The 25,264-nt window shown below is 53.6% G+C and carries 25 protein-coding genes; 1 reads left to right on the top strand and 24 read right to left on the bottom strand.

Features of this window, described 5'->3' with window-relative positions; all coding sequences use genetic code 11:
• Nucleotides 1–92: 92 nt before the first annotated feature.
• The 19 genes from F3H20_RS07390 to F3H20_RS07300 all read right to left on the bottom strand — a co-directional run bounded on the left by F3H20_RS07390 (nt 93) and on the right by F3H20_RS07300 (nt 20,115).
• Nucleotides 93–1,658 carry a DHA2 family efflux MFS transporter permease subunit gene (locus F3H20_RS07390; protein WP_149734302.1) on the bottom strand — a complete coding sequence of 522 codons (1,566 nt, stop codon included), beginning with the start codon at nt 1,656–1,658 and terminating at the stop codon, nt 93–95.
• On the bottom strand, nt 1,651–2,709 hold the full coding sequence (locus tag F3H20_RS07385) for an HlyD family secretion protein (protein WP_149734301.1): 1,059 nt from the start codon (nt 2,707–2,709) through the stop codon (nt 1,651–1,653). Before F3H20_RS07385 ends, F3H20_RS07390 begins: the two co-directional genes overlap by 8 nt.
• Before the next feature lie 25 nt (nt 2,710–2,734).
• Entirely contained in the window at nt 2,735–3,364 is a 630-nt protein-coding gene (locus tag F3H20_RS07380; RefSeq protein WP_149734300.1) for a TetR/AcrR family transcriptional regulator, read from the bottom strand.
• Nucleotides 3,365–3,906: 542 nt separating this feature from the next.
• Nucleotides 3,907–5,334, bottom strand: a complete 1,428-nt coding sequence (gene rpoN, locus F3H20_RS07375) for an RNA polymerase factor sigma-54 (protein ID WP_149734299.1) — start codon at nt 5,332–5,334, stop codon at nt 3,907–3,909.
• A 378-nt stretch (nt 5,335–5,712) separates the two neighbouring features.
• Nucleotides 5,713–7,086, bottom strand: coding sequence for a thioether cross-link-forming SCIFF peptide maturase (scfB, locus tag F3H20_RS07370; RefSeq protein ID WP_149734298.1), 1,374 nt, complete (start codon nt 7,084–7,086; stop codon nt 5,713–5,715).
• A gap of 115 nt (nt 7,087–7,201) precedes the next feature.
• Complete coding sequence (gene scfA, locus F3H20_RS07365) at nt 7,202–7,342, bottom strand: six-cysteine ranthipeptide SCIFF (RefSeq protein ID WP_091744339.1); 141 nt, start codon at nt 7,340–7,342, stop codon at nt 7,202–7,204.
• A 140-nt stretch (nt 7,343–7,482) separates the two neighbouring features.
• Nucleotides 7,483–8,568: a copper amine oxidase gene (locus F3H20_RS07360; RefSeq protein ID WP_149734297.1), complete on the bottom strand. Its 1,086-nt coding sequence runs from the start codon at nt 8,566–8,568 to the stop codon at nt 7,483–7,485.
• 347 nt (nt 8,569–8,915) lie between these two features.
• Nucleotides 8,916–10,199, bottom strand: a complete 1,284-nt coding sequence (locus F3H20_RS07355) for an ammonia-forming cytochrome c nitrite reductase subunit c552 (protein WP_149734296.1) — start codon at nt 10,197–10,199, stop codon at nt 8,916–8,918.
• Entirely contained in the window at nt 10,196–10,666 is a 471-nt protein-coding gene (locus F3H20_RS07350; protein WP_149734295.1) for a cytochrome c3 family protein, read from the bottom strand. Before F3H20_RS07350 ends, F3H20_RS07355 begins: the two co-directional genes overlap by 4 nt.
• Before the next feature lie 53 nt (nt 10,667–10,719).
• Nucleotides 10,720–11,547, bottom strand: a complete 828-nt coding sequence (gene ccsB / locus F3H20_RS07345; RefSeq protein ID WP_149734294.1) for a c-type cytochrome biogenesis protein CcsB — start codon at nt 11,545–11,547, stop codon at nt 10,720–10,722.
• 4 nt (nt 11,548–11,551) lie between these two features.
• Nucleotides 11,552–12,820 carry a cytochrome c biogenesis protein ResB gene (locus F3H20_RS07340; protein ID WP_149734293.1) on the bottom strand — a complete coding sequence of 423 codons (1,269 nt, stop codon included), beginning with the start codon at nt 12,818–12,820 and terminating at the stop codon, nt 11,552–11,554.
• Nucleotides 12,821–12,919: 99 nt separating this feature from the next.
• Nucleotides 12,920–13,681 (bottom strand): polysaccharide deacetylase family protein, encoded by a 762-nt coding sequence (locus F3H20_RS07335; RefSeq protein ID WP_149734292.1) that lies wholly within the window; start codon nt 13,679–13,681, stop codon nt 12,920–12,922.
• Nucleotides 13,682–13,828: 147 nt separating this feature from the next.
• Nucleotides 13,829–14,788: a DNA-binding protein WhiA gene (gene whiA / locus F3H20_RS07330; RefSeq protein WP_149734291.1), complete on the bottom strand. Its 960-nt coding sequence runs from the start codon at nt 14,786–14,788 to the stop codon at nt 13,829–13,831.
• A 16-nt stretch (nt 14,789–14,804) separates the two neighbouring features.
• Nucleotides 14,805–16,169, bottom strand: a complete 1,365-nt coding sequence (locus F3H20_RS07325) for a gluconeogenesis factor YvcK family protein (RefSeq protein WP_091744353.1) — start codon at nt 16,167–16,169, stop codon at nt 14,805–14,807.
• 34 nt (nt 16,170–16,203) lie between these two features.
• Nucleotides 16,204–17,121 (bottom strand): RNase adapter RapZ, encoded by a 918-nt coding sequence (rapZ, locus tag F3H20_RS07320; RefSeq protein WP_149734290.1) that lies wholly within the window; start codon nt 17,119–17,121, stop codon nt 16,204–16,206.
• Between the two features lie 48 nt (nt 17,122–17,169).
• The gene (locus F3H20_RS07315) at nt 17,170–17,904 is read right to left on the bottom strand and encodes a phosphatase (RefSeq protein ID WP_149734289.1); all 735 of its coding nucleotides are present in this window, start codon (nt 17,902–17,904) and stop codon (nt 17,170–17,172) included.
• A gap of 375 nt (nt 17,905–18,279) precedes the next feature.
• Nucleotides 18,280–19,086 (bottom strand): Cof-type HAD-IIB family hydrolase, encoded by an 807-nt coding sequence (locus F3H20_RS07310; protein WP_223191667.1) that lies wholly within the window; start codon nt 19,084–19,086, stop codon nt 18,280–18,282.
• Between the two features lie 2 nt (nt 19,087–19,088).
• Nucleotides 19,089–19,472, bottom strand: coding sequence for a phage holin family protein (locus F3H20_RS07305; protein WP_188128230.1), 384 nt, complete (start codon nt 19,470–19,472; stop codon nt 19,089–19,091).
• 121 nt (nt 19,473–19,593) lie between these two features.
• The gene (locus tag F3H20_RS07300; protein ID WP_149734287.1) at nt 19,594–20,115 is read right to left on the bottom strand and encodes a methylated-DNA--[protein]-cysteine S-methyltransferase; all 522 of its coding nucleotides are present in this window, start codon (nt 20,113–20,115) and stop codon (nt 19,594–19,596) included.
• Nucleotides 20,116–20,285: 170 nt separating this feature from the next.
• Here F3H20_RS07300 and F3H20_RS07295 point away from each other — a divergent pair, with 170 nt between their 5' ends.
• Nucleotides 20,286–20,825 (top strand): DUF3231 family protein, encoded by a 540-nt coding sequence (locus tag F3H20_RS07295; protein WP_149734286.1) that lies wholly within the window; start codon nt 20,286–20,288, stop codon nt 20,823–20,825.
• 48 nt (nt 20,826–20,873) lie between these two features.
• On the opposite strand, the gene rd is transcribed toward F3H20_RS07295, so the two are convergent.
• The 5 genes from rd to uvrC form a co-directional block, all read right to left on the bottom strand.
• Nucleotides 20,874–21,032, bottom strand: coding sequence for a rubredoxin (gene rd / locus F3H20_RS07290; RefSeq protein WP_091744365.1), 159 nt, complete (start codon nt 21,030–21,032; stop codon nt 20,874–20,876).
• Between the two features lie 104 nt (nt 21,033–21,136).
• Entirely contained in the window at nt 21,137–21,910 is a 774-nt protein-coding gene (locus tag F3H20_RS07285; protein WP_149734285.1) for a TPM domain-containing protein, read from the bottom strand.
• A gap of 100 nt (nt 21,911–22,010) precedes the next feature.
• Nucleotides 22,011–22,565: a LemA family protein gene (locus F3H20_RS07280; RefSeq protein WP_091744369.1), complete on the bottom strand. Its 555-nt coding sequence runs from the start codon at nt 22,563–22,565 to the stop codon at nt 22,011–22,013.
• Between the two features lie 328 nt (nt 22,566–22,893).
• Nucleotides 22,894–23,280: a hypothetical protein gene (locus F3H20_RS07275; protein WP_223191666.1), complete on the bottom strand. Its 387-nt coding sequence runs from the start codon at nt 23,278–23,280 to the stop codon at nt 22,894–22,896.
• 91 nt (nt 23,281–23,371) lie between these two features.
• The gene (uvrC, locus tag F3H20_RS07270; protein ID WP_149734284.1) at nt 23,372–25,186 is read right to left on the bottom strand and encodes an excinuclease ABC subunit UvrC; all 1,815 of its coding nucleotides are present in this window, start codon (nt 25,184–25,186) and stop codon (nt 23,372–23,374) included.
• Nucleotides 25,187–25,264 lie beyond the last annotated feature (78 nt).

Here is a 25,264-nt window from a genome sequence, read left to right as displayed (position 1 = left end):
TAAAACAGGAACAACGAAAGAGAGCCGTCTTCCTGCTATGGAGGAAAACGGCTCTCTGCGATAATTCAATTAATTGTCTTGCCAGACTCGTGTCAATGCGTTTCCACGGCAGGCGCTTTTTTTCGGGACTGCGTGTCCGGCATGAATAGCGCGATAACGGCCAACACCACCAGCACAGCCACAATGATTTGGTACACGTCACGATACGCCAGAATACTGGCCTGATGCAGAAGCTGCTGATAAATCTGCCCCATGGCCGAACTGGATGCTTGCGAAGCAGGCACGCCAAGATTCTCGACCGTTCGGGTATAAGAGGCCAACGACTGCACATAGGCCGGATCGGCACTGGTCAAATGCTGCACCAAATTGGACTGCTCGATTTGCTGCCGGTGGGCCAGCATGCTTGTCACCAGCGAAATGCCGATACTGCCGCCCAGATTGCGCATCAGAGAGACAATGGCCGAGGCATTACTGCTTTTCTCCGGCGGAATTTGAGAAAAGGCCAGCGTGCTGGCCGGCACGAAGAGAAACGGCAGCCCGACCATTTGTAAAATACGGACGGCAACGAAAGTGGTATAATCGGTCTGCGGCGTAAGCAAACTGGTGGCCCACAAGCCGGCCGCCGTTGTCAGCATGCCGAAGGAAACCAAATAGCGGGCCTTTATCTTGTTCACCAGCCGGCCGGCAAAGGGCATCATGCACAGGACGGCAATACCGCTGGGCGAAATAACCATGCCGGACAAAGTGGCGTTGTAGCCAAAATTGCTCTGCAGCAGCATAGGCAGCAAGGTCGACGAAGAATAGAGCGCAAACCCGACAAAAAAGATCATTAAACAGGGCATGGAAAAGCTTCGAAGGGAAAACAGTCTTAAATCGACAATCGGTTTCTTCTGCTGCAGCAGCCAGAAGACGGCCAAAATCAAGGCAACAACGGTAATGCAGGCAAAAATGATAATGAACGAGCTGTCAAACCAGTCTTCCTGTTGTCCCTTGTCCAGCACGATCTGCAACGCACCAAGTCCCAAAGCAACCAGACTGAGACCAATGTAATCAATTGATCCCACTTTTTTCCGGCGGGCACTGGGTGGATCGACTACCAGCAGCTTAACAAGAGACACCGCCAACAGACCGACAGGCACATTCATAAAGAAAATCCAGCGCCAGTTAAAATTGTCGGTAATGTAGCCGCCCAGCGTCGGTCCCAAGATAGGCGCCAGCACGGTGGTAATTCCGGTAATGGCAAAGGCCATACCCAGTTTCTCCGGCGGGAAGCTGTCCTTAATAATTGCTTGCTGGGTCGGCTGCAAGCCACCCCCGGCCAGGCCCTGCAACAGGCGGAAAACAATCAGCATCGGCAAGGACGAAGCGATGCCGCATAAAAATGAAGTCAAGGTAAAGCCCAGAATACAGACAAGAAAAAAGTTCTTACGCCCCATCAGATCAGACAACCAGCCGGAAAGAGGCAAAACAATACCGTTGGCCACCAGATAAGACGTGAGCACCCAGGTGCTTTCATCCGAACTGGCGCCAATGGAACCAGCAATCTGCGACAAGGCCACATTGGCGATGGTGGTATCCAGAACCTCCATGAAGGCCGCCAGACTGACCGCCATGGACACCAGCAGCGGATGGTGTTGTTTTACTGACGGTTCAGCCATGCTGAGGGCCTGCGCCTTCCGTGTGCACGGTGGGGATGACCGACATACCCGGTCCCAGGTGTAGCGCCTCGTCCGGCGGATTGTCAAAGGTAATTTTCACCGGAACCCGCTGCACGATTTTAACAAAGTTGCCTGTGGCATTTTCCGCCGGGAACAAGGAGAAATGGGCGCCTGTTCCGGCCTGCAGGCTGTCCACTGTCCCGGTCAGCTTTACATCGGGGAAAGCATCAATCCGGATATCCACCTTTTGGCCCGGCACCATGTGTTCGAGCTGGGTTTCCTTATAGTTAGCCACCACCCACAGCTCAGTCCCAACCAAAGAAGAAAGCTGCTGTCCGGCCTGGACATAGTTACCCAGTTCCACACTGCGTTTGGTAATGCGTCCGTCAATGGGCGCGATAATCTTCGTATTGGCCAAATCGCTTTCAGCCTGGGCCAAATCGACTTCAGCCTGTTTTACCTGTGCCTGAAGCTGCTCACTGGTTTGCTTAGCAGCATCAATCACATTGGGAGCCGTGCTGGCCGAACGAAGATCGGCCTGAGCTTTGTCCAGAGCCGAGCGGGCGGCCTTTTCCGTTTCTACGGCGGCGTCAAGCTGCTGCCGCGAGCAGGCGCCGCTGTTAAACAGCGCTTCCATCCGCCCGCGATCGCTGTAAGCTTTATCCCAGACGGCTTGGGCCGAAGCGACCTGCGCCTGGGCACCTTCGATGGAGGATGGCGCCGATATGGACGTCGTTGCCAACTGACTGCGGGACGCACTGGCTGCCGCCTGCGCTGCGGCCAGTGCTGCCTTGGCGCGATCCCGTTTAATGATATAGTCGGTGGGATCAATTTCCAGCAACACATCACCGGCTTTAACCAGTTGGTTATCCGTCATATGGAGCGCTTTCACATAGCCCTGCACCTTCGGACTAAGCACCACCGTTCGCCCCTCAATGGTAGCGTTGTCGGTGGAAACTTCACCGCGCTGCAAATAATAATAAGTCCCTACTCCGCCAAGCAAAATCAATAGTACAATGCAAACTTTTACCATTTTAGCACTTATTTTCATATACACTTCACCTTTATCTATCAAATTAACGACTCACGGCAGCCGGCACGGATTCCGGCCGGTTGTGAGCAATGCCGTACAGATAAATCTGCAGGGCTTGTTTGGCGTACTCGCTGTTGATCCCGGATGGCAAGGGAGTCAGCTTACTGACCAGGGGCTTGCTAATAAAGTAGAAATTCAAAATGCCCACAAACGCTATAGCAGCATAGGTAATATCCACTTCCGACCGCAAGCTGCCACCATCGATTCCCTCCTGCAGCGCAGCCAGCACAAACCGGTACACCTGGGAAAGATGTTTTTCAATTACCTCTCTGCCATAATCAGTCGGATTATTTACTTCAGCCATCATAAACCGGACCAAAAACGGCCGTGCAGCGTGGATGTGAAAGACCTGCTCGGCATAAAAACTGAGCCGCTCGATCGGCGAAGTCAGTTCCTCGCTCTGCGCCGAGTTAAGAGCCTGCCGGATGGGAACAAACTGTTCCTCCAGCACCGCCTGATACAGGCCGCCCTTACCGTTAAAATGATAGGAAACGGCCGACACGTTCATTGCCGCCGCATCGGTTACGTCGCGGACGGAAACCCCGGCAAAGCCCTTGGTGGCAAACAGCGGCGTAGCTATTTCAATCAATTTACCTTTGCATTCGCTTCGCATCAAATCTACTCCTTATAGTTCACAACATTAAAACAAACGTTTGTTTTAATGTAGCACTATTTGTCAGCCCTTGTCAAGATTTTTCTTTCCGCCCGCAAAGCCACGGCTTTTTTCCACTAAACGACCCATAAAACAGCGGCCCTATTTTCAAAGGATTTGAAGTTTGGCCCCAAAGCGCCGTCCGGGGGAGTTTCGGTATTTTACAAACAAACTTAGTATTACAAAGTGATTATAACGGGATAAAATAAAATCGTTATAAAAAATTTCTAAAATTTTTATAAAAATTCGAACCGACGCCATAGACAGAAAAAACCGGCGCCCAGACTACCGTCTGTTATCGCCGGTTTTTCTTTCAGGACCACTGATTTACTCAATCTATCGGCACGATAAAAAAATTTTTTACCTGGCAAGTAGCCGAAACCGCAGGAATAGTCACACTCTTGCATGGTTTTGCTGACTCAGCCAGGCAAAAACCGCTTTAGCGGGACACTTAATTATGGATAAGGCCATGTTTTCTTCAACCGCCAGCAGCATCACAACGTTTAGTAACGCTTGCGCTTGCTGGAGGCTGCAATATTCATTTCTTCCCGGTATTTGGCTACCGTGCGGCGCGATACGGTAATCCCCTTCTCCTTCAATATATCTGCCAGAGCTTGGTCACTTAGCGGCCGCGTCGCGTCCTCCTTGCCAATCAGTTCCTTGATTTCCCGTTTCACATTGGCCGAGGCCACATCATCGCCGTCCGAACCTTGCACACCGGCGGTAAAAAAGGACCGGAGACTGAACACACCGTACGGCGTATCTACGTATTTGTTGGCTGTGGCCCGGCTTACGGTAGACTCATGGATTTCCAGCCGGTCGGCCACCTTTTTCATCGTTAAGGTCTTTAATTCCTGTGGTCCCTGGTCAAAAAAGTCCCGTTGAAAATGAATGATCGCTTCCATAACACGCAGCAAAGTGCTGCGGCGCTGCTCAATGCTCTTAATCAGCCACACCGCCGCATTGACCCGGTTCTCGACGAACTTCTTGGTCGTATCGTCAGCGTCCCGCACCGCCCGGCGGTAATACGGACTGATGGTCAAATGAGGCAGATCGTCGTTCAGTAAAATGACATATTCACCGTTCACCTTCTCCACCGTCACGTCAGGCACGATATAGCTGGCCGGCGCGCCGCCAAAGGCCCGTCCCGGCTTGGGATCGAACGAACGGATGATGTCAACGGCCTGCTGCACTGCCTGCACGGTGGAACCGGTCTTTTCGGCAATCAGCTTAAACTTGCCGGCTGCCACCTCGTCGAGATGGTCTTCAATAATCCGGCGTATTAAGTGGCTATTGTCCGGCGTTGCAATATTTTGAAAACTATAATTAATATTCCGCTGTTCCAGCTGAATAGTCAGACACTCCCGCAAATCGCGCGCTCCGATGCCGGGGGGATCAAAACTCTGAACTAATGCCAGCACCTGCTCCACAATGGGCGGTTTCATGCCGGTGGCCTGAGCGGCTTCCTTTATAGTGCAGCTTAAATAGCCGTTGCTGTCAATGCAGCCGATCAAATATCTTCCCACCGCCAATAACTCCAGACGGCGCAGTGACAGATGAAGCTGCAGTTCCAAATGCTCCTGCAACGAAACGGTATTGGCCACAAAGAATTCGAGCGATGGTTTTTCCTTTGTCCCCGGTGAACTATAGCCCGGATCGGTACCGTCATTAAAAAACTCCGCCCAGTCGAAATAGTCGCTCAAGGTGGTATCCGTATCGGAGTTTTTCTCGGTCTGTCCATAGTCCTCCAGCTCCTGTTCCGCCGGCGAACGGGCCTCCGTTTCTAACATGGGGTTTTCCAGGATGGCCTGCTCAACCATAGTGGATAAATCCTGCGAGGAAAGCTGCAAAATCTCTATCGCTTGCCTTAATTGGGGCGTCATAATTAACTTCTGGCTCTGCTCCAGTTTAAGTCCAAAATCTAAGTGCATATCCTCCCCCCCCTTTACCTGCTTATTCTGTTTCGACAACGCCAGGTGTTTTACCTGCCGTGGAAAATGCCGATTTATACCGTCCACGCAACAAAGGGGCGGAAAATCCGCCCCTCCTGCCTGGTAACCACTGATTAATTCACACTGCGCGTCTTAACGGATCTTTTTCCGTCTGACTGGGATGGCAAAACCTTGAAATAGCGGCACTATTCCTGCAGTTTTGTTTTTTGCCAGACGGGAAAATCTCTCGCCAAGCCGACAGGCTTACTTAATCAGTGCTTACCCAGGGGATGTTTTAAGCTGCCCGTAATGTCCCTGACGGTAGTTTAAATACACCCCCTCCAGGTGGTGACACCCTGTATTGTAATACGACAAAGGCTATACGTCAAATCGCTTAAGCATAGCCAGCCTGGCCTGAATCATCAATGCGCACTCAACCCGTTTTTTTTGCAGCTCGCAGCCCAGTTCATAAGGCTGGTCAATCCGGTCATGAAACAACTGCGCATTGGCATGGCAGCCGCCACTGCAGTAAAATCTGGCCCAGCAATTGCGGCAGGCTTCTTTGTTCAGCACATGCATCTGGCGGAACTGGTCCGGCAGTTCCTTGTTCTGCACGCCGTCAAATACGTTGCCCAGCAGGTAATCCTCCCGGCCAACAAACTGATGGCAGGGGTACAAATCACCGTCGGGAGTTACCGCGAAGTATTCGTGACCGGCGCCGCAGCCGGAGAGCCGTTTGGCCACACAGGGGCCATGGTGGATATCCATGTTGAAGTGAAAGAAGTTAAAACCCTTACCGTCCAACATACGGCGGATATATTCCTCCGCGAGCAGTTCATACTGTTCAAACAGCACCGGCAGATGCTCCTCGGTCAACGCGTAATCGACATCCTTGCCGACCACCGGTTCGACCGACAACTGGTCAAAGCCCATGTCGGCCATAGCCAGCACATCGGCGGCGAAGTCCAGATTATTGGCCGTAAAGGTTCCCCGCAGGAAATAGTTTTCCCCGTGGCGGGATTCAATCGCCCGGCGAACATTGTTAAGCACCGGCTCAAAGCTTCCCTGTCCGCCGGCAAAAGGTCGCATCCTGTCGTGTACCTCACGCCGTCCGTCCAGACTCAGCACCAGGCTGATATTATTGTCGTTCAGGTACCGGATGATTTCATCCCGCAAGAGTACTCCGTTTGTAGTCAGTGTAAGCTTGAAAATCTTGCCGGTCTCTTGTTCGCGGCGGCGGACATAGTCCACTACATGCCTGACCGTTTCCATATTCAGCAGCGGCTCACCGCCAAAAAAGTCGATTTCACAATGACGGCGCGGCCCGCTGTGCTCAATGATAAAGTCTACCGCCCGCTCACCGATTTCCTTGGGCATCAGACTGCGGCCGTGGCCAAAATCGCCGGTGCCGGCAAAACAGTAAGTACAGCGCAGGTTGCAGTCATGGGCCACATGAAGGCACAATGATTTAACAATCGGTTTTTCACTAAAGGTTGGCGGTACCTCCAGTTCAGAGGAAAATAACAGCCCCTGTTCGATCAACTCATGCAATTCACCCAGGATTTCCCTCACTGCTTCTACACCATAAGTGAGCGCATAGGCAGCTATTACCGCTTCATCGTTATCGCCGGTAAACACATCCAAAATATGATACACCGCTTCATCAACGATATGCACGGCCCCGCTGTTGATATCCAGCAGCACATACACACCATTGATATAAAATTTATGAATTAATTGATTATGTTCCATTATTTCACCTTTCCCCGCCAGTACTGGTAAGCCCTACCAGCGAGATTTTATTTCCTTCCGGCCGGGTAAAAATAAGTCCCTTACCGTAACGGCAAGGGACTGACCGGAACGCCAATTATTTCTGGCAGACCTGATTGCCAACCGTGCAGGACGTTTTGCAAGCGGACTGGCAGGAAGTCTGACATTCTCCACAGCCACCGGTATGTACGGTATTTTTTAAAGAAGCTGTATTCGCGGTAAAAATATGTTTAGCCATTGTAAAAATCCCTCCTCCAAAAGAACAATATGTTTCCTTTACTTATTTTATACGCTTTTGTAATGTTAGGCAAGCATAATCATGATACCGGCCCGCTCCCCCCATAAACTATGCAGGCAAACAGACCGGCCATGAGCTAACTATTTTGCTGTACTGGTTTGCTGTTCCGGTATGATCAGCAGTTTAACCGGCAGATTGGAAGCGCCCGGCGGACTGAATGTCAGCCACAGCGACTGCCCCGCGTCATAGGTTCCCACGTAAGAAGCCTGGCCGTCCTCGGTGCGACCGCCGATCGACAACCGGTCAGCAGGAGTATTAACGGGGCTTTCCGTTACCTGACGGTATTTAATCCCCATCGCCCCGGCATACTCGCCGCCCCGCGGATTGAGATACACCGAAAGCCTGTCGGCATGTTCCGACGGCAAAAACAGCTTATACACCACGCCATAATTTCCGTAATTTTGCACCCGTGAGCCGTCGGTGGCATCAATGCCCCAGAGATACTGGTCAATTTTATTGTCGGCCAGCGTCAAAACCACCGGTCCGTCAGTCGCCGCATCATATACTTTGCCGGGAATAAACAGACGGTCCCGGCCATCAAAGGTCCCCCGCAGCCGGTATTGGTCGGGCGGCAGCACGTTGGCCTGGGAAAGGAAGCGTTTAATACTTATATCCTTCGGCAGCATCATCACGCTGACCAGCACCGGCTGGTCGGAAGTAAAATCAAACATACCGTTTAACAGCATATTAGGCTTTACCACCGTATCCACCAGGCTGACCTGACCGTGAGCCGGCACCGTCAGATTCTGAATGTCCAACCCTTTCATATACTGGGTCTGCACAGCCTTGCCGATATCCAGATAATTATAGCCGGGACCGCTGATACCTTTTTGATATACGGTGATTTTAGCCGGCTGATCGCCCTGATTTCTAAATACCACGGCGATCCGTTTATCTATCTTGGTGTCATTAACATGGTGAAAAAACAGACGGGCATCACCCTGAACCACATCCTGGTATGTAATGCCGTCGGCCGGCACCATTTCCGGACTGTCGGATAAGAGCAGCTTACCGCCGTAACCGGAGGCGGTAACCTGCAATTCCGGCTGTACCAGCGGGTCCAGCGACAAACTGACTGTTTGGCCGGCGGCTAACGCCACAGCCGCTCCACCTGTTAACAGTATACTCATTGCCACAACTTGGGCTATTTTAGTAAAGCTCTTCACTATGTACCTCCCCCTTTACCTTAGTGCCGAAACCAACCTTGTGAGCAGAATTTACTGACAGTCAAAACTTCGCCGTCAACTTCCAGTTTCAAAGCTGGTACAGCATTAGTGGTCTGTCTACTTTGAAAAGGTAAAAGAACTCGCGGGAATCTTTTTCGCAAGGCAAGTCGGCGGCACACATATCGGAATAGGAAAGCCAACAACAACGAAGCGCTGCGGGAAAAGCTCCCGGGAAGTAACTATGATTTCAAAATGGACAGACCACTAGTATTGTCACTATTATAGCAAACCATCTGAATTATGTAAAATTGCCGGCCAGGCTCTCCTAATGAGCCTGGCCGGCAATTTTACAACGTATTTACGCCTGCGGCACGATTTGCGGCATCGATGGACTGGTTGGCCAAATCAATGGACTGTCCCAGCGTATTCAAGCCCTGCACCGAATTATGAAAGCCCATGCTGTTCGAGGCGGCCAGAAAGTCCCAATACCACTGGGCCCGGCGCAACAGTTCACGGGACTTATCCAGCTCCTCCCGGTTGACTCCCGGCATAGTCGCAGCCTTGGCAATGGCGGCATGTCCCCTGGCCACCAGCAAGCCTGCCGTATGCTGTAACTGCCATACATTGTCCTGGGTGGCCTTTACCTGATTATACAATTGATCGCGGTTTTCCGTATGACAGGGAAAACAGGAATCCTCGATAGTTCTCAGCGGACTGGTTATCCAGTGGGATGAGTATTTTCTGCCATTTTCCCGCATATAAGGCATGTGACAGTCGGCGCAGGACACGCCGAACTTACCGTGAGTGCCGTTCTGCCATTCCTCAAAATCGGGATGCTGCGCTTTTAGTACAGGGACCTGCGAGTCGGGCTGAAAAAAATCCTGGCCAAAACCATTGGGTTTCGCCGCATAATATTGATACATCTCCTGCGGTGTTACTCCCTTATCCCAAGGGAAAATAACCTGCGAGGAGCCGGGGGCGAAGTAATATTCCGCATGGCACTGACCGCAGACAAAACTGCGCATTTCCTCCCGGCTGGCCTTGGTCACATCATAGCCGCGCCGGGCCATAGCTTCGATGAAGGCCGGATTGATAACCCGCAGGCTCATAGTTTCCGGATCATGACAGTTGGCACAGCTAACGGGATGCTGCGACCGGTTCAATAGCTCCTCCAGCGGCTTATTGGCGTAAGACCAGCCCATTTCATTATAAAAAACTTCCAATTGCGGTGTTTTACAGGTAATGCAGGCTCCTTTGCTGGTCGGTCCGATGCGCTTTGATTCCCGCAGATCTTCCAGCGAATAGGGATGCCCCCGGTCTTCCGTATAGTCCTTGCTAAAAGGATTGCCCTTGAAGTTTGTATAAATTTCCGGCTGCCGGTCGGCCTTCTGCTCTTTAACACTGCCGCCATAGCCGGTGGGAGAAGGAGCGGACTCCAGATTCTTCTGAAAACTTTTATACTGGAGCGGATAGCTTTTCCCCCATACGGCCGGATCATATTCACCGGCGGGGATAGCTGCTACCTTAAAGCCAACCGGCGGTTTCAGCGCCCACACCCGGATTACCACAGCACCAAAAACTACGACCATGGTGGTTAAAAAGGCAATGAGAAACTTTTGTGGTTTATTCACTGCTCCATCCCTCCCGCACTGTGATTCCGGCCATGAATCAGGGCCCGGTGACACTTGATACAGTCCTGCCCGCCCTGTCCCATAGCCGTGTTTTCCACTGTCGAGCTGTGACAGCGCAAACAGTTCCGGTCAATAATATCCCGGCCCTCCTGCGTCAGAATCAGGGCCGCCGGATAGTCGCGCAGCGTTTCGTGATACACGTCCCGGTTGCCTGTTTTCATTTTAGTCACCAGCTTTTCTGCCAGGCTGTCATGGGGCAGATGGCATTCGGTACAGGTGAATTGTTTGTGATTGGACTGACGCCAGGTCGCCGCCGGTTCGATCATCGAATGGCAACTGCCGCAAAATTGCGGTGAATCGGCCCAGGCATAGCCCGCCCCGGCAATGGTTACTGCGACCATAGCTCCGGCCGCACCAAACAGAATCAGTTTGATGGTATCGCCGGCAAGGAATTGCTGAAAATTCAATGGCTTGTCCCCTCCTTTTCATAACACCGGCACAGGCAGCGCCCAGGCCGTGCTTAGGAAGCATAGCTGTGCAGACCGGGCAGGAGCAGGTTCACGCCGACAAAGGTAAACAGCACGGCTAAAAAGCCGGCAATGGCCCAGTTCATCGCCTGTTTACCCCGCCAGCCCAGTACAGTCCGGCCATGAAGATATACGGCATAGATACACCAGGTAATCAGCGACCAGGTTTCCTTGGGGTCCCAGCGCCAGTAGGAACCCCAGGCATATTCGGCCCATACGGCGCCGGTCAAAATCAGCAGGGTAAGAAAAGGAACGGCAAAAACAATGGCCTGATTAGTCAGGCGCTCCAGCGTCTCCGGGGTCGGCAAAATTTCCTGCAGGGCACCGGCCTGGTCGTCTGTCTCCAGGCGGCAGCGCCAGCGGTACATCAGCGCCAGGGCAAAGGATAGCGCCAGGGCACCGTAGGCAATGACAGCCGTCAGAACGTGCACCGTAAGCCAGCCGCTCTTTAAAGCCGGCATCAGCGGTTTGCCCTCCTGATAAAAAACAGCGAACAAGGCGGTCAAAAAAAATACCACCGGCAGGACAAAAGCGCCCAGTGCACGGCTTTGACAGCGATGCTCCAGATATAGATACAGTAGCACCGTGCCCCAGACAAAAGTCATGCCAAACTCGTACATATTGGCCATCGGCAGATGTCCGCTTTCGATCGTCCGAATAACCAGCGCCGCCGTCGTCAGCAAAAAGGCGGCGGCGGTAACCTGTGTCGCCCGGTAAGCCAGCCGGGCCTTAAGGCAGATCAGGTTACCCAGGTACAAACAGCCGGCACAAAAATAACCGGCAAAAGACAGGATAAATAATTGTGTTTCCCACCAAACCATCGTTTCAACTCCCTTGTATAATTATGGCACGCAGTTTTTTACCCAGTTCTTCCGCTTGCCCGCCTGTCCCGCCAAACCGTACGCAACTACCGCCCTGGTCCGGCTCAATGGCCAGCCATAAACAGCGATAACGAACATAGAGCCCCAAAAAGAAACCGACCGTCATTAAAACAAAGCCCAGCCAGACCAATGACATGCCGGGATCATGCTTAATCTGCACTCCCGAAAATGGTACCGTGCCGGTAAAGGTTACCGTTCCGCCCCCCGGCCCCAGCGCAACCGGCTGCCCCAAAGCCGCCGCACCCCAGGACTGCGCCTCTCCTCCGTTATAGAGGATATACAGCACATAAGGATTTTTTGCCTGCCCCATGACTGGCAACTGGTCCCGGAAGTGACGGCTGTCAGGCACATAACCTACCGGTAGAATGGCCATATTCGGACTGCCGGTAAGCGAAAGGAGTTCCTGCTCCGCTACGGCGGCCTGTTGTACCACCTGTCCGGCGGCATCGGCCACGACCGTTTTGATGGCTGTGCCGTAGGAAGACTGGTACAGCCTGACCCCGTGATATTCCAGGGGATGATTGACCTTCACAGCCTGCCGGAGCACTTCACGGCCACCGGTTTCAATGCCGATATCGCTAATCCAGTCGGAAACCGAACCGTCCGGATAATATTCGGTGGAAAATTGATGGAGCCGAACAGCAAAAGGCTCCTGGCCGGCCGTAACGGTGTAAGCGCCGCCGACCGGCAGCTTGACGGTCATGGTATAGCCGTACCAACTGCCCCAGACCGCCCCGCAGGCAATGAGCAGCACCGATACATGAGCCAGCAGAATACCCCAGCTGCCGGCAATCCCCTTATCGGCGCAAATTTGTCTGACCGGACCGGCAGTCTGACATTTCAGCCGCATGTTCTGGCGGCGCAGAAAGTGTTCACACCGTTCCGCCACCTCAGCCGGGGAAGTGGTGGCCGACACCCGGTAACTGCCCGGCATATGCTCCAGCTTCTCCGGCACTGCCGCCGGACCGTCCCAGGTCAGCCGCCGCCAGGCAGGCAAGCGGCGCAGGCTGCAGCATACCAGATTCAGGCATAACAGCCCCAATAGTCCGTTATACCAGCCGCTTCGGTAAATAGCGGGCAATGCCGTACCGGCGGCCATCGCCCCGGTCAGCAGCAGCAGCAGCATTAGCCCCAGCCGCATAGACCCCACAAACAGCCAAAGTTGTTTCCACTCCCATTTTCTCCGATCATTCATCACCGTCCGGTATGACATGACGCACCTCTTATTGTTACGATTTACTTCTCTGTTAGTATTTATTTTTTTCCAATAAAAAATGCTTTGACTTAGTCAAAGCATCAGAATTTCTATATTTTATAGTCCCAGTTTTGTAAATACTATTGCCCGCCAGAGCCGCAGTTTGAATTCCCACAGACCCCACCGGGAATTGGGAATGTATACCCGCTTGAGCGCATAGGGCTTGTCCCCGCCCCGGTTCAGACCGGCTTCTCCCGTACAGGCGCCGATATAACCGGCCTCTTTCAACAGCTTTTCCGTTTCTGCCGTATAGCCGCCAAAGGGATAGGCGAGAAACTCCACCGGTCGACCGATATGCTGCTCCAACACCGCCTTAGACTCGGTGATCTCCTTACGCTGCTCATCCGGACTCAGCGTATCCAGTTGCACATGGTTGGCAGTATGAGAGCCAATCTCTATCCCACGCCGCTGCATCTCCAGAATTTGCGGCCACGACAGATAACCCGTATACTGTTCCACATAGCCGCTGACGACAAAGACAGTGCCTTTCATCCCGTGGCGCTCCAGCAAGGGCAACGCCTCGGTATAGTTATTGTCATAACCGTCGTCAAAGGTAATAACCACCGGTTTAGCCGGCAAAACTCCCTGGCCGGCTGCAGCGGCGGCAAATTCTTTCATCGATATGGTCGTATAACCTTCATCGGCCAGGTATTGAAGCTGCTTATCAAATTCAACCGGCGCTACCGCATAGGGCGAAGTGTCCTCACAGATTTTATGATATTCCAGAATCAGCGTCCCCTGGGCAGGATAGAGCAGCCAGACAAGGCCTGCCACTACTAGCGCCGCCGCCCATATAGCCAGTTTATTCGTGCGTTTCATGATTTCCTCCAGTTTCCAACTCTCCAGGGAGTGTCTGGACACTATCCGAAACACCCCCTGGCGGTGCTTTTCGCACCATACTTCGTTAAAATTCTTTGAAATAGGAACCACTATTTCTGCAAAATTTCGCCTCGTCTGGTACAAAAATCACTCGTCATGAACCATTCCGTTAGTATCCGAACACTCCCTAGCAATCTCTTCCAGCTTTCGAAGCCGGTGATTAATGCCCGATTTGCCTACCTGACCGCCCATAATCGCCACCAGCTCCTGCAGGGTAGCGTCAGGATGCTCCAGGCGGACTTCGGCCATTTCGCGTAAGCCTCTGGGCAGTTTGGCCAGACCGACAGCCTGGTCAATGCGCCTGATATTTTCCACCTGCCGGACGGCGGCATTGACGGTTTTTTGCAAATTGGCCGTTTCACAGTTGACCAGCCGGTTTACCTGGTTGCGCATGTCTTTTACCACCCGGACATTTTCAAAGTCCAGCAGAGCGTTGTGGGCACCGACAATTCGCAGCAGCGAAGTGATAGCGTCGCCGTCCTTCAAGTAGACAATATGATCGTTCTTCCGTTCGGTCAGGCGCACGGGCAGATGAAAATTCTTCATCAGCCGGACCAGCGTTTTGGCGAAATCCAGATTGCCCGTAACCAGTTCCAGATGGTAATCGCCCTCCGGCTTGTTCACCGAGCCGCCGCCTAAAAAAGCGCCGCGCAGATAAGCCCGGCGGCAGCAGGATTTACGCAGCAGGCCGATGTCGCGGCCCACATTGAGATTGTCGCCGCGCATAATGCCCAGCGCCGCCAAGAGCTCGGTCACAACCGGCGACGGAACTACCTTAAGCAGATAGGAATTATTTTTTTTCAATCGTCGGCCGCGGGTAACCGTCACCTCGGTCTTAACTTTAAAGCCGCTTTTGATCAAGGTCAGCACCTTGCGCGCCACCGCCGCATTTTCGGTCGTAAAGGTAATGCCCAGATTGCTGTTGCCGCCGATCAGCATGGTGCCGCCCATTCGCATCAGGGAAGCCAGCTCGGCAATGTGGCAGCAGTTTTCCTCGCCGGCGATCCGGGCCAGCTCGTTTTTTACTTCACTAGAAAAAGAAGACACCTACCGTCACACCTGCCTAATCATCCAAATCTTTTAACTCCTTGATATTTTCCCCGATCAGATAGTAATCTAAGAGCCGCATCCGCTCCGAATTGACGGTCAGCTTATACACCATGGAAATAATCGCCCGCGACAGTTTCAGCGGGTCATGGCGCACCAAATTGGTTTCACTGATTATATTGGCTTTCAGCACCTTAATCCCCATCGCTTCGATCGCCTCGGCGTCGACTACCACCGGAAAGGCTCCCTGGCTGGCATAAACTTCCCGCAGGGCCGGCGCCACCTCCTGGGAATTGACCACCACATAGTCAATAACGCCGGGCCCGACATGATCGAGCAGCGCCCGCACATGATCGGCCGCTGAATACCCGTCGGTTTCCCCCGGCTGCGTCATGACATTGCAGATATATATTTTGACCGCCGGCGTCTTACGCAGCGCCTCGGCGATCCCATGAACCAAGAGATTGGGCAGTACGCTGGTATAGAGGCTGCCGGGCCCCAACAGCACGGCGTCGGCCTCGCGCAGCGCCTCCAGCGCCCCCTCCACCGGTTCGGCATCCTCCGGATTGATAAATATCCGCCTGATCTTCTTGCCGGCCAGCGGAATCTGCGATTCGCCCTCCACAATGCTGCCGTCCTCCATCTCAGCTTTTAAACGGACGGTCTGCACCGAGGCGGGCAGCACCTTGCCGCGCACCGCCAGAACCTTGCTCGACTCCTTTAAGGCCTGTTCCACATCGCCCAGTACTTCGGTCATCGCAGCGATAAACAAATTGCCAAAACTGTGTCCGGCCAGGCTGCCATCGCCGCCAAAACGGTGCTGGAACAGTTTTTCCATCAGCGGTTCGGTATCGGCCAGCGCTACCAGGCAGTTGCGCAAATCGCCCGGCGGAATCATCCCCAAATCCTCCCGCAGCCGCCCCGAAGAGCCGCCGTCGTCGGCGACAGTCACAATAGCCGTAATGTTGCTGGTCACGCTTTTAATACCGCGCAGCAGTACCGATAATCCTGTGCCGCCGCCGATGACCGTAATGGTCGGACCCTTGTTCAGCTTGCGTTTCTGAAAGATAATTTCCACCAGCCGGTCAGGGCCGTCGGGAATGAGCACACTGATGACCGAGTGAATAATCTGACGCGTGGCCAAAGTCATAATCGTCAGACCCAGCGCAATAATCGCTATGCCGGCGATCGTGGTCACGGCATAGTAATATTTTCCTGTCGTCAGGTACACCATCCGGAAAATGGCTTCTTCCACCGTACCCACATATTTATAGTTAAACACAATGGCCAAACCGATGCTCGCCGCAATAACGCCCAGGGAGAACAGCAGCAGCCAGCGTTTCAATTTCATACCGGGGTACAACCACTTCAAAAAATGCATAATTGCATTACACCTCTGCTTTTAATCGCATACTTCAGCCATCTTTATCAGGTGGCCCGGCATATGACTCATTATGCTCCTCCACCTCGTTCTTCTGCACATCGCGATGCTCGATATTCACCTTATACCCCTTGCTCCGAAGGCCTTCATAAATCTTGTGGGCCACAAATACCGAGCGGTGCATCCCGCCGGTACAGCCAATGGCAATCACCAGATTGTTTTTTCCCTCCTGGATATAGTTAGGCACCAGAAACTCCAGCAAAGCGGACAGCTTTTCCATAAACTGCTGTGTAATCGGCCATTTCCAGATATATTCGCCCACCATTTCCACTGTGCCGCTCTTCTTGCGCAGCGATTCCACATAAAATGGATTGGGAAGAAACCGCACGTCAAACATCATATCGGCATCCAGCGGCATTCCATGCTTAAAACCGAAGGACACTACGGTGATCGACATCCGTTCCTGAGCACACTCGCAGGCAAACAGTGAAATCACCTTATCGCGCAGTTCAGCCGTCGTCGTCACCGAAGTGTCGATAATATGATTGGCCCGGCCCCGCACCGATTCCACCTTCTCCCGCTCACTGGCAATGCCGGCGCTGATGCGGCCGTGCGGCGCCATGGGGTGCCGCCGCCGGCTTTCCTTATAGCGGCGGATCAGGGTTTCATCGGAAGCCTCTAAAAATAAAATTTCATATACGTAGCCCTGGGTCTCCATTTCCTCCAGCACCTGAATCAGGGTGCCGAAAAATTCACGGCCCCGGATATCCACGACCAGCGCCACTTTATTGACCTGGCCCGCCGACTGAGTGCACAGTTCGGCAAACTTGGGGATGAGCGCCGGCGGCAGATTATCCACACAAAAATAGCCGATATCTTCCATGGTGCGGACGACCTGTGTCTTACCCGCCCCGGACATGCCTGTAATAATGACTAAACGGACATCTTGCATGCTATCACCTCTTTCAAACCTAATGACTCGTACCGCCCGGTATTCTCCCTAAAAGGTCACCGGATTCAGGCGGTTAGTGCGCCGGTTGAGATGGGCAAGGAGCTTTTCAACCGACGAATTTAACATGGCGTCAGGCGCCACATCGTTTTCAGCCAAGAGCTGGAGCGCCTCGCTAAAATCACCGATATGCAGGGCAAAATGGCTGTCGGTGCCGACAATCATTTTAGCGCCGTACTGCCTGGCCAACTGGATGATCCTGCCGCAGTAGGGGCGGCTTCCCTTGCGGGAACGCACCAGCGAACTGTTATTGACCTCCAGGGCGACATCATACGCCACGGCGGCCTTAACTACGGCTTCGGCATCAATTTGCAACGCCGGATTGCCGGGATGTACGATGACATCCACCCAGGGATTTTTGATGGTATTAATCAACATAGCCGTATTTTCCTCCACCGTACCGGCCGTAAAGCTTTCACTGTGGAAACCGGCCATAACGACATCCAGTTTGGATAAGCGTTCATCCGGCAGGTCCAGACTGCCGTTCTGGTCGATGATATTGGCTTCAATACCCCTTAATACCCGTACGCCGTACAAAACTTCCGGCAGGGCAACAAGATTGGCAAAATGGTATTCATGCGGTCCGCCCGGCATATTGGGCCCGTGGTCGGTAATACCGATCAGCGCCAGTCCCCTGTCGGCCGCCGCCTTGGCGTTTTCCAGCACCGTGCTGTAGGCATGACCGCTGGCTACGGTATGAATATGCAAATCTGCAACAAGACACATAAGCTTCTCCTCCTTTAAAACACTTCCCGGCACTCTGACTGAATTTAAAATTAGAGTACCTAGCCTCCGGAAAACCGGCGGCTTTTTTTATCGCAGACAGATCCTGCAGGACAGGGTCTGTCGTAGCCTGCCAATACATTAAGGAACCGCTGATGCAATAACCTTGCCGGTCTGACGGGAGATTTTCCCCGGGCGGGGAAAGCTTCACCAGGATGTACAGTGTAAATAAAGCGGTGGTTCCTAAAGCTATCTACAATTATAGGGCAAAGTATCTAAAAATGCAAAAAAACGCCATCGCTCCGGAAAAAGCCCCAAAGAAAATAGCCGGTACTTGCCCGGCTTGCTTCCGGTCCGTACCAGCTATTGTTAGGGCGTCTAGCGGCCCAGGACATATTTTTCAATTGCCTCGGCCACGCCGTCCTCGTCATGACCCCGCGTGACCGCCTGCGCTGCCGCTTTCACTGTATCGGAAGCATTGCCCATGGCTACACCCAGCCCGGCATACTCAATCATGTCCAGATCGTTCTGCGAGTCGCCGACAGCCATGACCGCATCCCGCCCGATTTGCAGCTTGTTAGCCAGAAAATCCAGCGCCCAGCCCTTGTTTACGCCCAGGCAGGTCATTTCCAGATATTGCGGTTTGGATATGGCCATACTCAGCCGTTCGCCAAAACCGGCCTGCAGCAGTTGCCGCCGGATTGCCTGAATAGTCTCCGGCTCGGCAATAGTCAGCATTTTGCTGGCTTCCCCCGGCACCGAATACAGCTTGTCGCCTACCACCTCGGCCTTGACGCCGGCCGTCTCCTCATAGAAGCGGACCCGCTCATTGCTTTCCTTCACATACAGCGAATCGCCAATATGCAGTTGAAGATACCAGCCATTGGCGCGAAACAGCGCCAGCACCTCATCCATCACCGGCCGCGGCACCGGCCGGCTGGACAGCACCTCCCCGGACAGACTGGACTTGATCAGCGCGCCGTTATAAGTAATAATCGGCACATCCAGCCCCAACTGCTGAGCATACGGCAGGGCCGAAATATGCATCCGGCCGGTAGCCACTGTCACCATGACCCCTTGTGCCACGGCATCCTGTATAGCCCGTCTGGTCCGCGGTGAAATGATCCGCTTCGAGTCCAGCAGCGTATCGTCCAGATCCAAAGCGACTAATTTAATTTTCATCATGATCATCCTTTCCTCGCCGGCTCCACCCGTTCGGCTTGCAGCTTTTTATCCCGAATGGTTTTGGACAGCAGCGAACTGCATAAAGACTGAATAAAAATCCCCAGCCCTACCAGCGGCAAGCTGGAAATTTCAAAGCCGGGCAAAATATAGACAACTAAGCCCAGGCCGGCCAGATTTAAACAGAAAGTAGCCGGCAGCAGCTTTTGCCAGTGCCAAACCGGCCCGGTTGGAAACAACAAGGTTCTCAGCAAGCCATTAGCCATCCCCAATACCAAGGCCGCCAGCAGCATCCCGCCGAGAGTATCGACAAAAATACCGGCCAGATGGCTCAGCATAAGGTAAATTAGCAATGCGTTCATAACTGTCCGCAGCAAAAAACCGCTCATGACATCCTCCCACCGGAAACCGAGTAAACTGCAAAACCACTGCAGCTCCTTCATTTTCTTCGTAACCGCAGTAGTTTATCAACTCTATTTATTATATCCTGCCGACTGGCTGAAAACCAGCTTATTTTCCCCCAGGGAAGAGAGGCGTCTCTTCCGGCGACTCCAGCAAAAGCAGCGCCTGTTTTAGTTCCAAACCGCCGCCAAAGCCGGTTAGCCCGCCATGGCTGCCGATAACCCGGTGGCAGGGAACCACAATAGGCGTTCGGTTGATATGCAGGGCGCCGCCGGCGGCCCGGACAGCCTTAGGCGAACCGGCCGCCTCAGCAGCCTGCCGGTAGGTACGGGTTTGTCCATAGGGAATGGTGGCCGTATACGACAAAATAGCCTTCTGAAACGGCGTATAACCGCTCCAGTCAACAGGTACGGTAAATTCCACGGGAAAGCCCTGCCAGTAAAGCTTCAACTCCTGCAGCAACTGGCCGGTATAGGGATGCGGTTCCTCCCCCCGTTCTCCTTTGCAGTTATCTATCGACATAATAGCCGCTTCCTGGTCCGGCTTAGGAAAACTCAGCTCATACAGGCCTTTTGCCGACCAGACCGCCGCCATCCAGCCCCAGGCTGTTTCCAGTAAATCATACTGCATGTCTTTCCACTCCGTTTCACTTATTTAATAAAAATTTTCGCCATATTGATTTTTAAATCCTCTTTCATGCATGAAAATATCCGATTGGTTCATGCTATAAGTAAAGCCGCATTACAGCCCATTATGCAATCGCCCCGTGGCCGGGCAAAATTTATCTGGGAGGTCTGAATATGTCATTGCTCGATAAAGTCAACGCAGAAACCCGCAATCTCGTCAACATGTTCTTTGACAAGGAGCCGCTCAACTATTTAGAAGCTGCCAGCCTGTACGGGGTCGTCGCCCAGGGCCGGCTCAACATCTCCATACTGGAAATCATGTATAATCACGCCCAGGATTCCGAGTTAAAGGCGCTGATAAAAGAAGCTCTTGAGTATGACACGGAAAACTTAATCGAACAGTCGGAGGAGCTGCTGGAGGAAAACGGTGCCTCCCTCCCCACATTAAGCTTTAAAAAACGGACGCTTCACAAATCGCCGCTGGACATCCCCCATGACGCAAGAGCCACTGACCGGGAAATCGCCCTCTATCTGGCGTCCCTCGCCAAAGCGTCGCAAGCAGCACTGTTGGGGGCCTTGCACCAGTCGTACCAGCTTGAAGTGGCCCTCCTCTACCGCGAGAAACTGGATGCCGGTCTGGACTGGGATTACCGGCTGCTGCAGCTGGCCCTGGACCGCGGTTGGCTGCCCCACCTGTCCAAGATCACGCATTAAACAAAAAATTGCCGCTCCTGCTGGAGCGGCAATTTTTATCGTATGTATTTATTGCTGTTCAAACTGATCCTTGCCCACGCCACAGAGGGGGCAAACCCAGTCGTCCGGAATGTCTTCAAAACGAGTTCCCGGCGCAATACCGCCGTCCGGATCGCCTACCTCTTCATCATACACATAATTACATACTGTACATACCCATTTTGCCATCGTAAACATCCCCTTCTCAATTTTATTATAGGAGCACAAACCGCGGTGTCCGGCCAAACCGGTCACAACAGCGCGCCTGCTACCATCTAAGGGCGTCCCGTTCCTTACCAGTTTCGGCTGGAACCGCCGCCACCGCCTGAGCCGCCGCCAAATCCACCGCGACCGCCCGAGCCGCCACCACCACCGCCGCCGCGGAACCGCAGCAGCGACAACAGCAGCCAGGTAATGCTGCCGCCCAGAAACACCCAGTCAAAGATAAACAGCAGCAACAGCAAGCCTGCCGCCACGGCTTTCATCCACCAGGGCAGCACCGCCCAGGCAGAGTCCTGGTGTACGGCACCGCTCTTTGCCACTCCTTTGCTGCCAGCGGGAAGCTCCAGGCCGTATTCGGCGGCCGTAACGCTGGCCAAAGCCAGATAGCCGTTCAAGATTCCCTTATCATAGTCCTGCTGGCGAAAAAAAGGCAGCATGTACTCATCCTGAATCCGCCCGGTTTTCGCATCAGGCAGGGCCCCTTCCAGGCCATAGCCCACTTCGATTCTGGCTTTGCGGTCCTCGGTGGCAACCACAAGAACGACACCGTTGTTTCGTTCCTTATCACCTACGCCCCATTGGCGCAGTATAGCCAGTCCATATTCCTCCGGCGCGGCATCGCCAAAGCTCTTCACCGTCACCGCCATCAGCTTGGCCGTGGTCTTTTCCTGCAGATAGCTCCCGACCTCGTTAATGCGGTTTTTGGTGGCGCTGGTCAACACCCCGGCGTTATCCTGCACATATACATTGTTCGCGGGAGCGGGCGGTATCTGTGGCTGCGCCCAGGCTACGGCCGCGATGACCAGCAAAGCACCCGCCAACAGACAAGCCAGCCATTTTTTCATAAAAATCCTCCGTTTTCGCGCTAGTACTCCACCAACCTGCAAACAGAAGTTGATAATTTTCCCCGTCATCATCTTTGTGCGTCAGAGTTGGCAGTGCTCGCTAAAACTGGACCGAAGGCACCTGTTTCGCTCCTTCTTCCACCTTGAAATATTCCTTGGGACCAAAGCCGATGATGCCGGCAAAAATACTGGTCGGCAACGACCGGATTTTTACATTGTACACTTGCACCGCGTCGTTATAGTCCTTGCGGGCCACCGCAATCCGGTTCTCCGTGCCGCTCAGCTCGTCCTGCAGGGCGAGAAAATTCCGGTCAGCCTTTAGATTCGGATAATTTTCGGCAACAACCAGCAGACGGCTTAAAGCACTATTGACCTCGGCATCGGCCTGCGCCTTGGCAGCAGGTCCCTGCGCCCCGGCCAGTTTGGCCCTGGCGTCAGCTACAGCCTGAATGGCAGCCTGTTCATGGGCGGCATAGCCTTTGACCGTATTTACCAAGTTGGGAATCAAATCGGTCCGCCGTTGCAATTGGTTATCAATCTGACTCCATTTCCCGTTAACCTGCTCATTTAAACTGATCAGGCCATTATAAGCACTCACGCCCCAGACAACCACCAGGGCAATGACTACAAGTACAATCCATCCTGCTTTATTCATAATGCGGTAAAGTCAACCTCCCTTTTTTAATGTTTCCTTTGCCTCTCTATTTTACTACTATTTCAGCCTGCTTGACAATGCTTAACCGATTCTGCCGCCGATAACGGCTAACGGTACAAGCCTAAGCCCTGGAATAGAGCCGGCCATTTTCCGTAAACCGCCGCATTGCCGCCACGCGCCCTACAGCCGTCAGAGTCTTCCACCATCAATTCCACCGGGTTACGGCCGGCCCGGTGCCAGTACTAGTGTATCCCGCCTGCCGGTGGCTATGCGGTCGAAGCCGCGTGGCTTTCGTCCTGCCTTTCTCTCCAGCCGGCAATCGGTAGAGCTAATGACAAAAAGGGAAGCGGGAGAACAGTCTCCCGCTTCCCGAAAAGAGCCCGCCATGATCTGCGCGCCGGTCAATGGCAATCGCTACACACCTATACGCAATCTTTCGACCGCGCACAAGCATTTTGCCACTGCCACCGGCCTTTGCCCGACCGCCCGGAATACCTGCCGAGCCTGCCGCAATCGCCAAACTGCGACAGACCCTTTGTAGCGGTCGTCCCGGTGACCCTCCGGCACCCCGGACGATCTTGACTCGACCGCCAGCCATCCCTTTCGACCCCGCGACAACAGTTGGGCTGCCGCACAGCCTTACGGAACCGCTGACGATCTTCCCGCCGACTGCTGCCGAGCCGCCAGACCCGACAGCAATCTTTGGCCGAACCATGCCGAGCTCCCTTTGAAACCCGGCACCGCTCTTGGCTCAACCATGACGAACCCCGTTCACTACTAGTATGGCTTAATTTGGAGTTATCATACTATGCATTCGGCGCCGCCGGATCACGGCGAAAAAAGGCATAAACCGCTTCCGCCGCCGGCCGGGTCATGCCCGGTGCCGCCGCCAGTTCTTCCACCGCGGCCTGTTTGATCTTAGCCAGACTGCCGAATTCCTGCCACAGCGCCTTGCGGCGTTTCTCCCCGATTCCCGGAATGTGGTCAAGTACCGACACCATGTTCCGCTTCGACCGTAATTTCCGGTGATAAGTGATGGCAAAGCGATGGGCTTCATCCCGGATGCGCTGCACCAGATAGAGCGACTGGGAGTGGCGCGGCAAAATCAACGGATCGCTGTCACCCTCCCGGAAAATATACTCGAACTCTTTGGCCAGGCCAACCACCATAACCTCATGCAGACCGGCGCCGCGAATAATCTCCAGGGCCGAACTGAGCTGCCCCTTGCCGCCGTCAATGATGATGAGGTCGGGCATGGGAGCGTTGCCGCCCCTGTAGCGCCGTCCCACCACCTCCTGCATAGACTTGAAATCGTCCGGCTTGCCCTCCACCGTACGCAGCTTAAACCGCCGGTAGTCCTCCTTCTTGGGCAGGCCGCCTTCAAAAACGACCATGGACGCCACCGTTTCCGCCCCCTGAATATGAGAAATGTCAAAACATTCGATGCGCTCCGGCAGGCCGTCCATCGCCAGGTAGCGGCCCAATTCGCGGACGGCGCCCTCGGTGCGGTCGGCCTGATCCTGAATTTTAAGCGCCTGTTCGTTAAGCACCAGCAAAGCGTTGCCTGCCGCCATCTGAACCAGATCCTTCTTCGTGCCTCGCTTGGGCACCTCCAGCCATACCTTGCCGACCCGCAGGCCGCTCAACCACTCGGTCAGCAGTTCCTGTTCGGCCAGTTCCAGAGGCAGCAAAATTTCGCGGGGTATAAAGGTGGACTGGCTATAATATTGCTTGAGAAAAGCCGTCAACAAATCGGCATCTTCTTCCTCCTCGCCGCCGCTGAGCAGGAAATGATCCCGCCCCACCATTTTGCCGCTGCGGATAAAGAATACCTGGACGCAGATACCGGCGGCCGACCGGGCCAAGCCTATCGCATCCTGGTCGCCGGCGCCTGTTACGATATTTTGTTTTTCTGTAATCTTCTCCACCGCCTGCAATTGATCACGCAGCCGGGCAGCCTGCTCAAATTCCAGATTTTCCGCGGCCTGCTCCATTTTCCGGCGCAGGCTTTTCACCATATCCTCGCTGCGCCCTTCCAAAAACAGGCAGACTGCCTTAATCATGTCGCCGTACTCAACTTCATCCACCTTGCCGGCGCAAGGCGCCAGGCAGCGTTTGATATGGTACTGCAAACAGGGACGCGGCGCGTCCAGCCGCCGGCAGGTCCGCAGCGGAAACAACCTTTTTAACAGCTTCAGCGTTTCGTGCACCGCTCCCGCATTGGTATAAGGACCGAAATAGCGGGCACCGTCTTTCACCACCTTACGGGTGGCATACACTCTGGGAAAGGATTCGTTCAGAGTGACCTTAATATAAGGGAAACTTTTGTCGTCCCGCAAGCTGATATTATATTTAGGGCGATGTTTTTTGATCAGGTTGCATTCTAAAATAAGCGCCTCCATCTCGGAAGCGGTTACAATATATTCTAAGTCGGCAATGCGGGCCACCATGGACCGCACCTTCGGCGAATGATTGCGACTGGACTGAAAATAGGAGCGAACCCGGTTTTTCAGCACCACCGCTTTGCCGACATAAATAATCTTTCCCTGGTCGTCCTTCATCAGGTAAACGCCTGGCTGATCAGGCAAATGGGACAGTTTTTCCGTTAAATCAGTATGCATGCATTCCTCCCCGGCAGGGACTGCGTCATTCGTGCCGCTGCCGTCTGTATTGTCATTGTACCAGCAATTGCTGCGTTT

It is taken from the genome of Propionispora hippei DSM 15287, from assembly GCF_900141835.1.
In the GTDB taxonomy this organism is placed as follows: domain Bacteria; phylum Bacillota; class Negativicutes; order Propionisporales; family Propionisporaceae; genus Propionispora; species Propionispora hippei.
The sequence above is the reverse complement of the archived record's forward strand: the minus strand, read 5'-3'. Positions and strand labels throughout refer to the sequence as shown.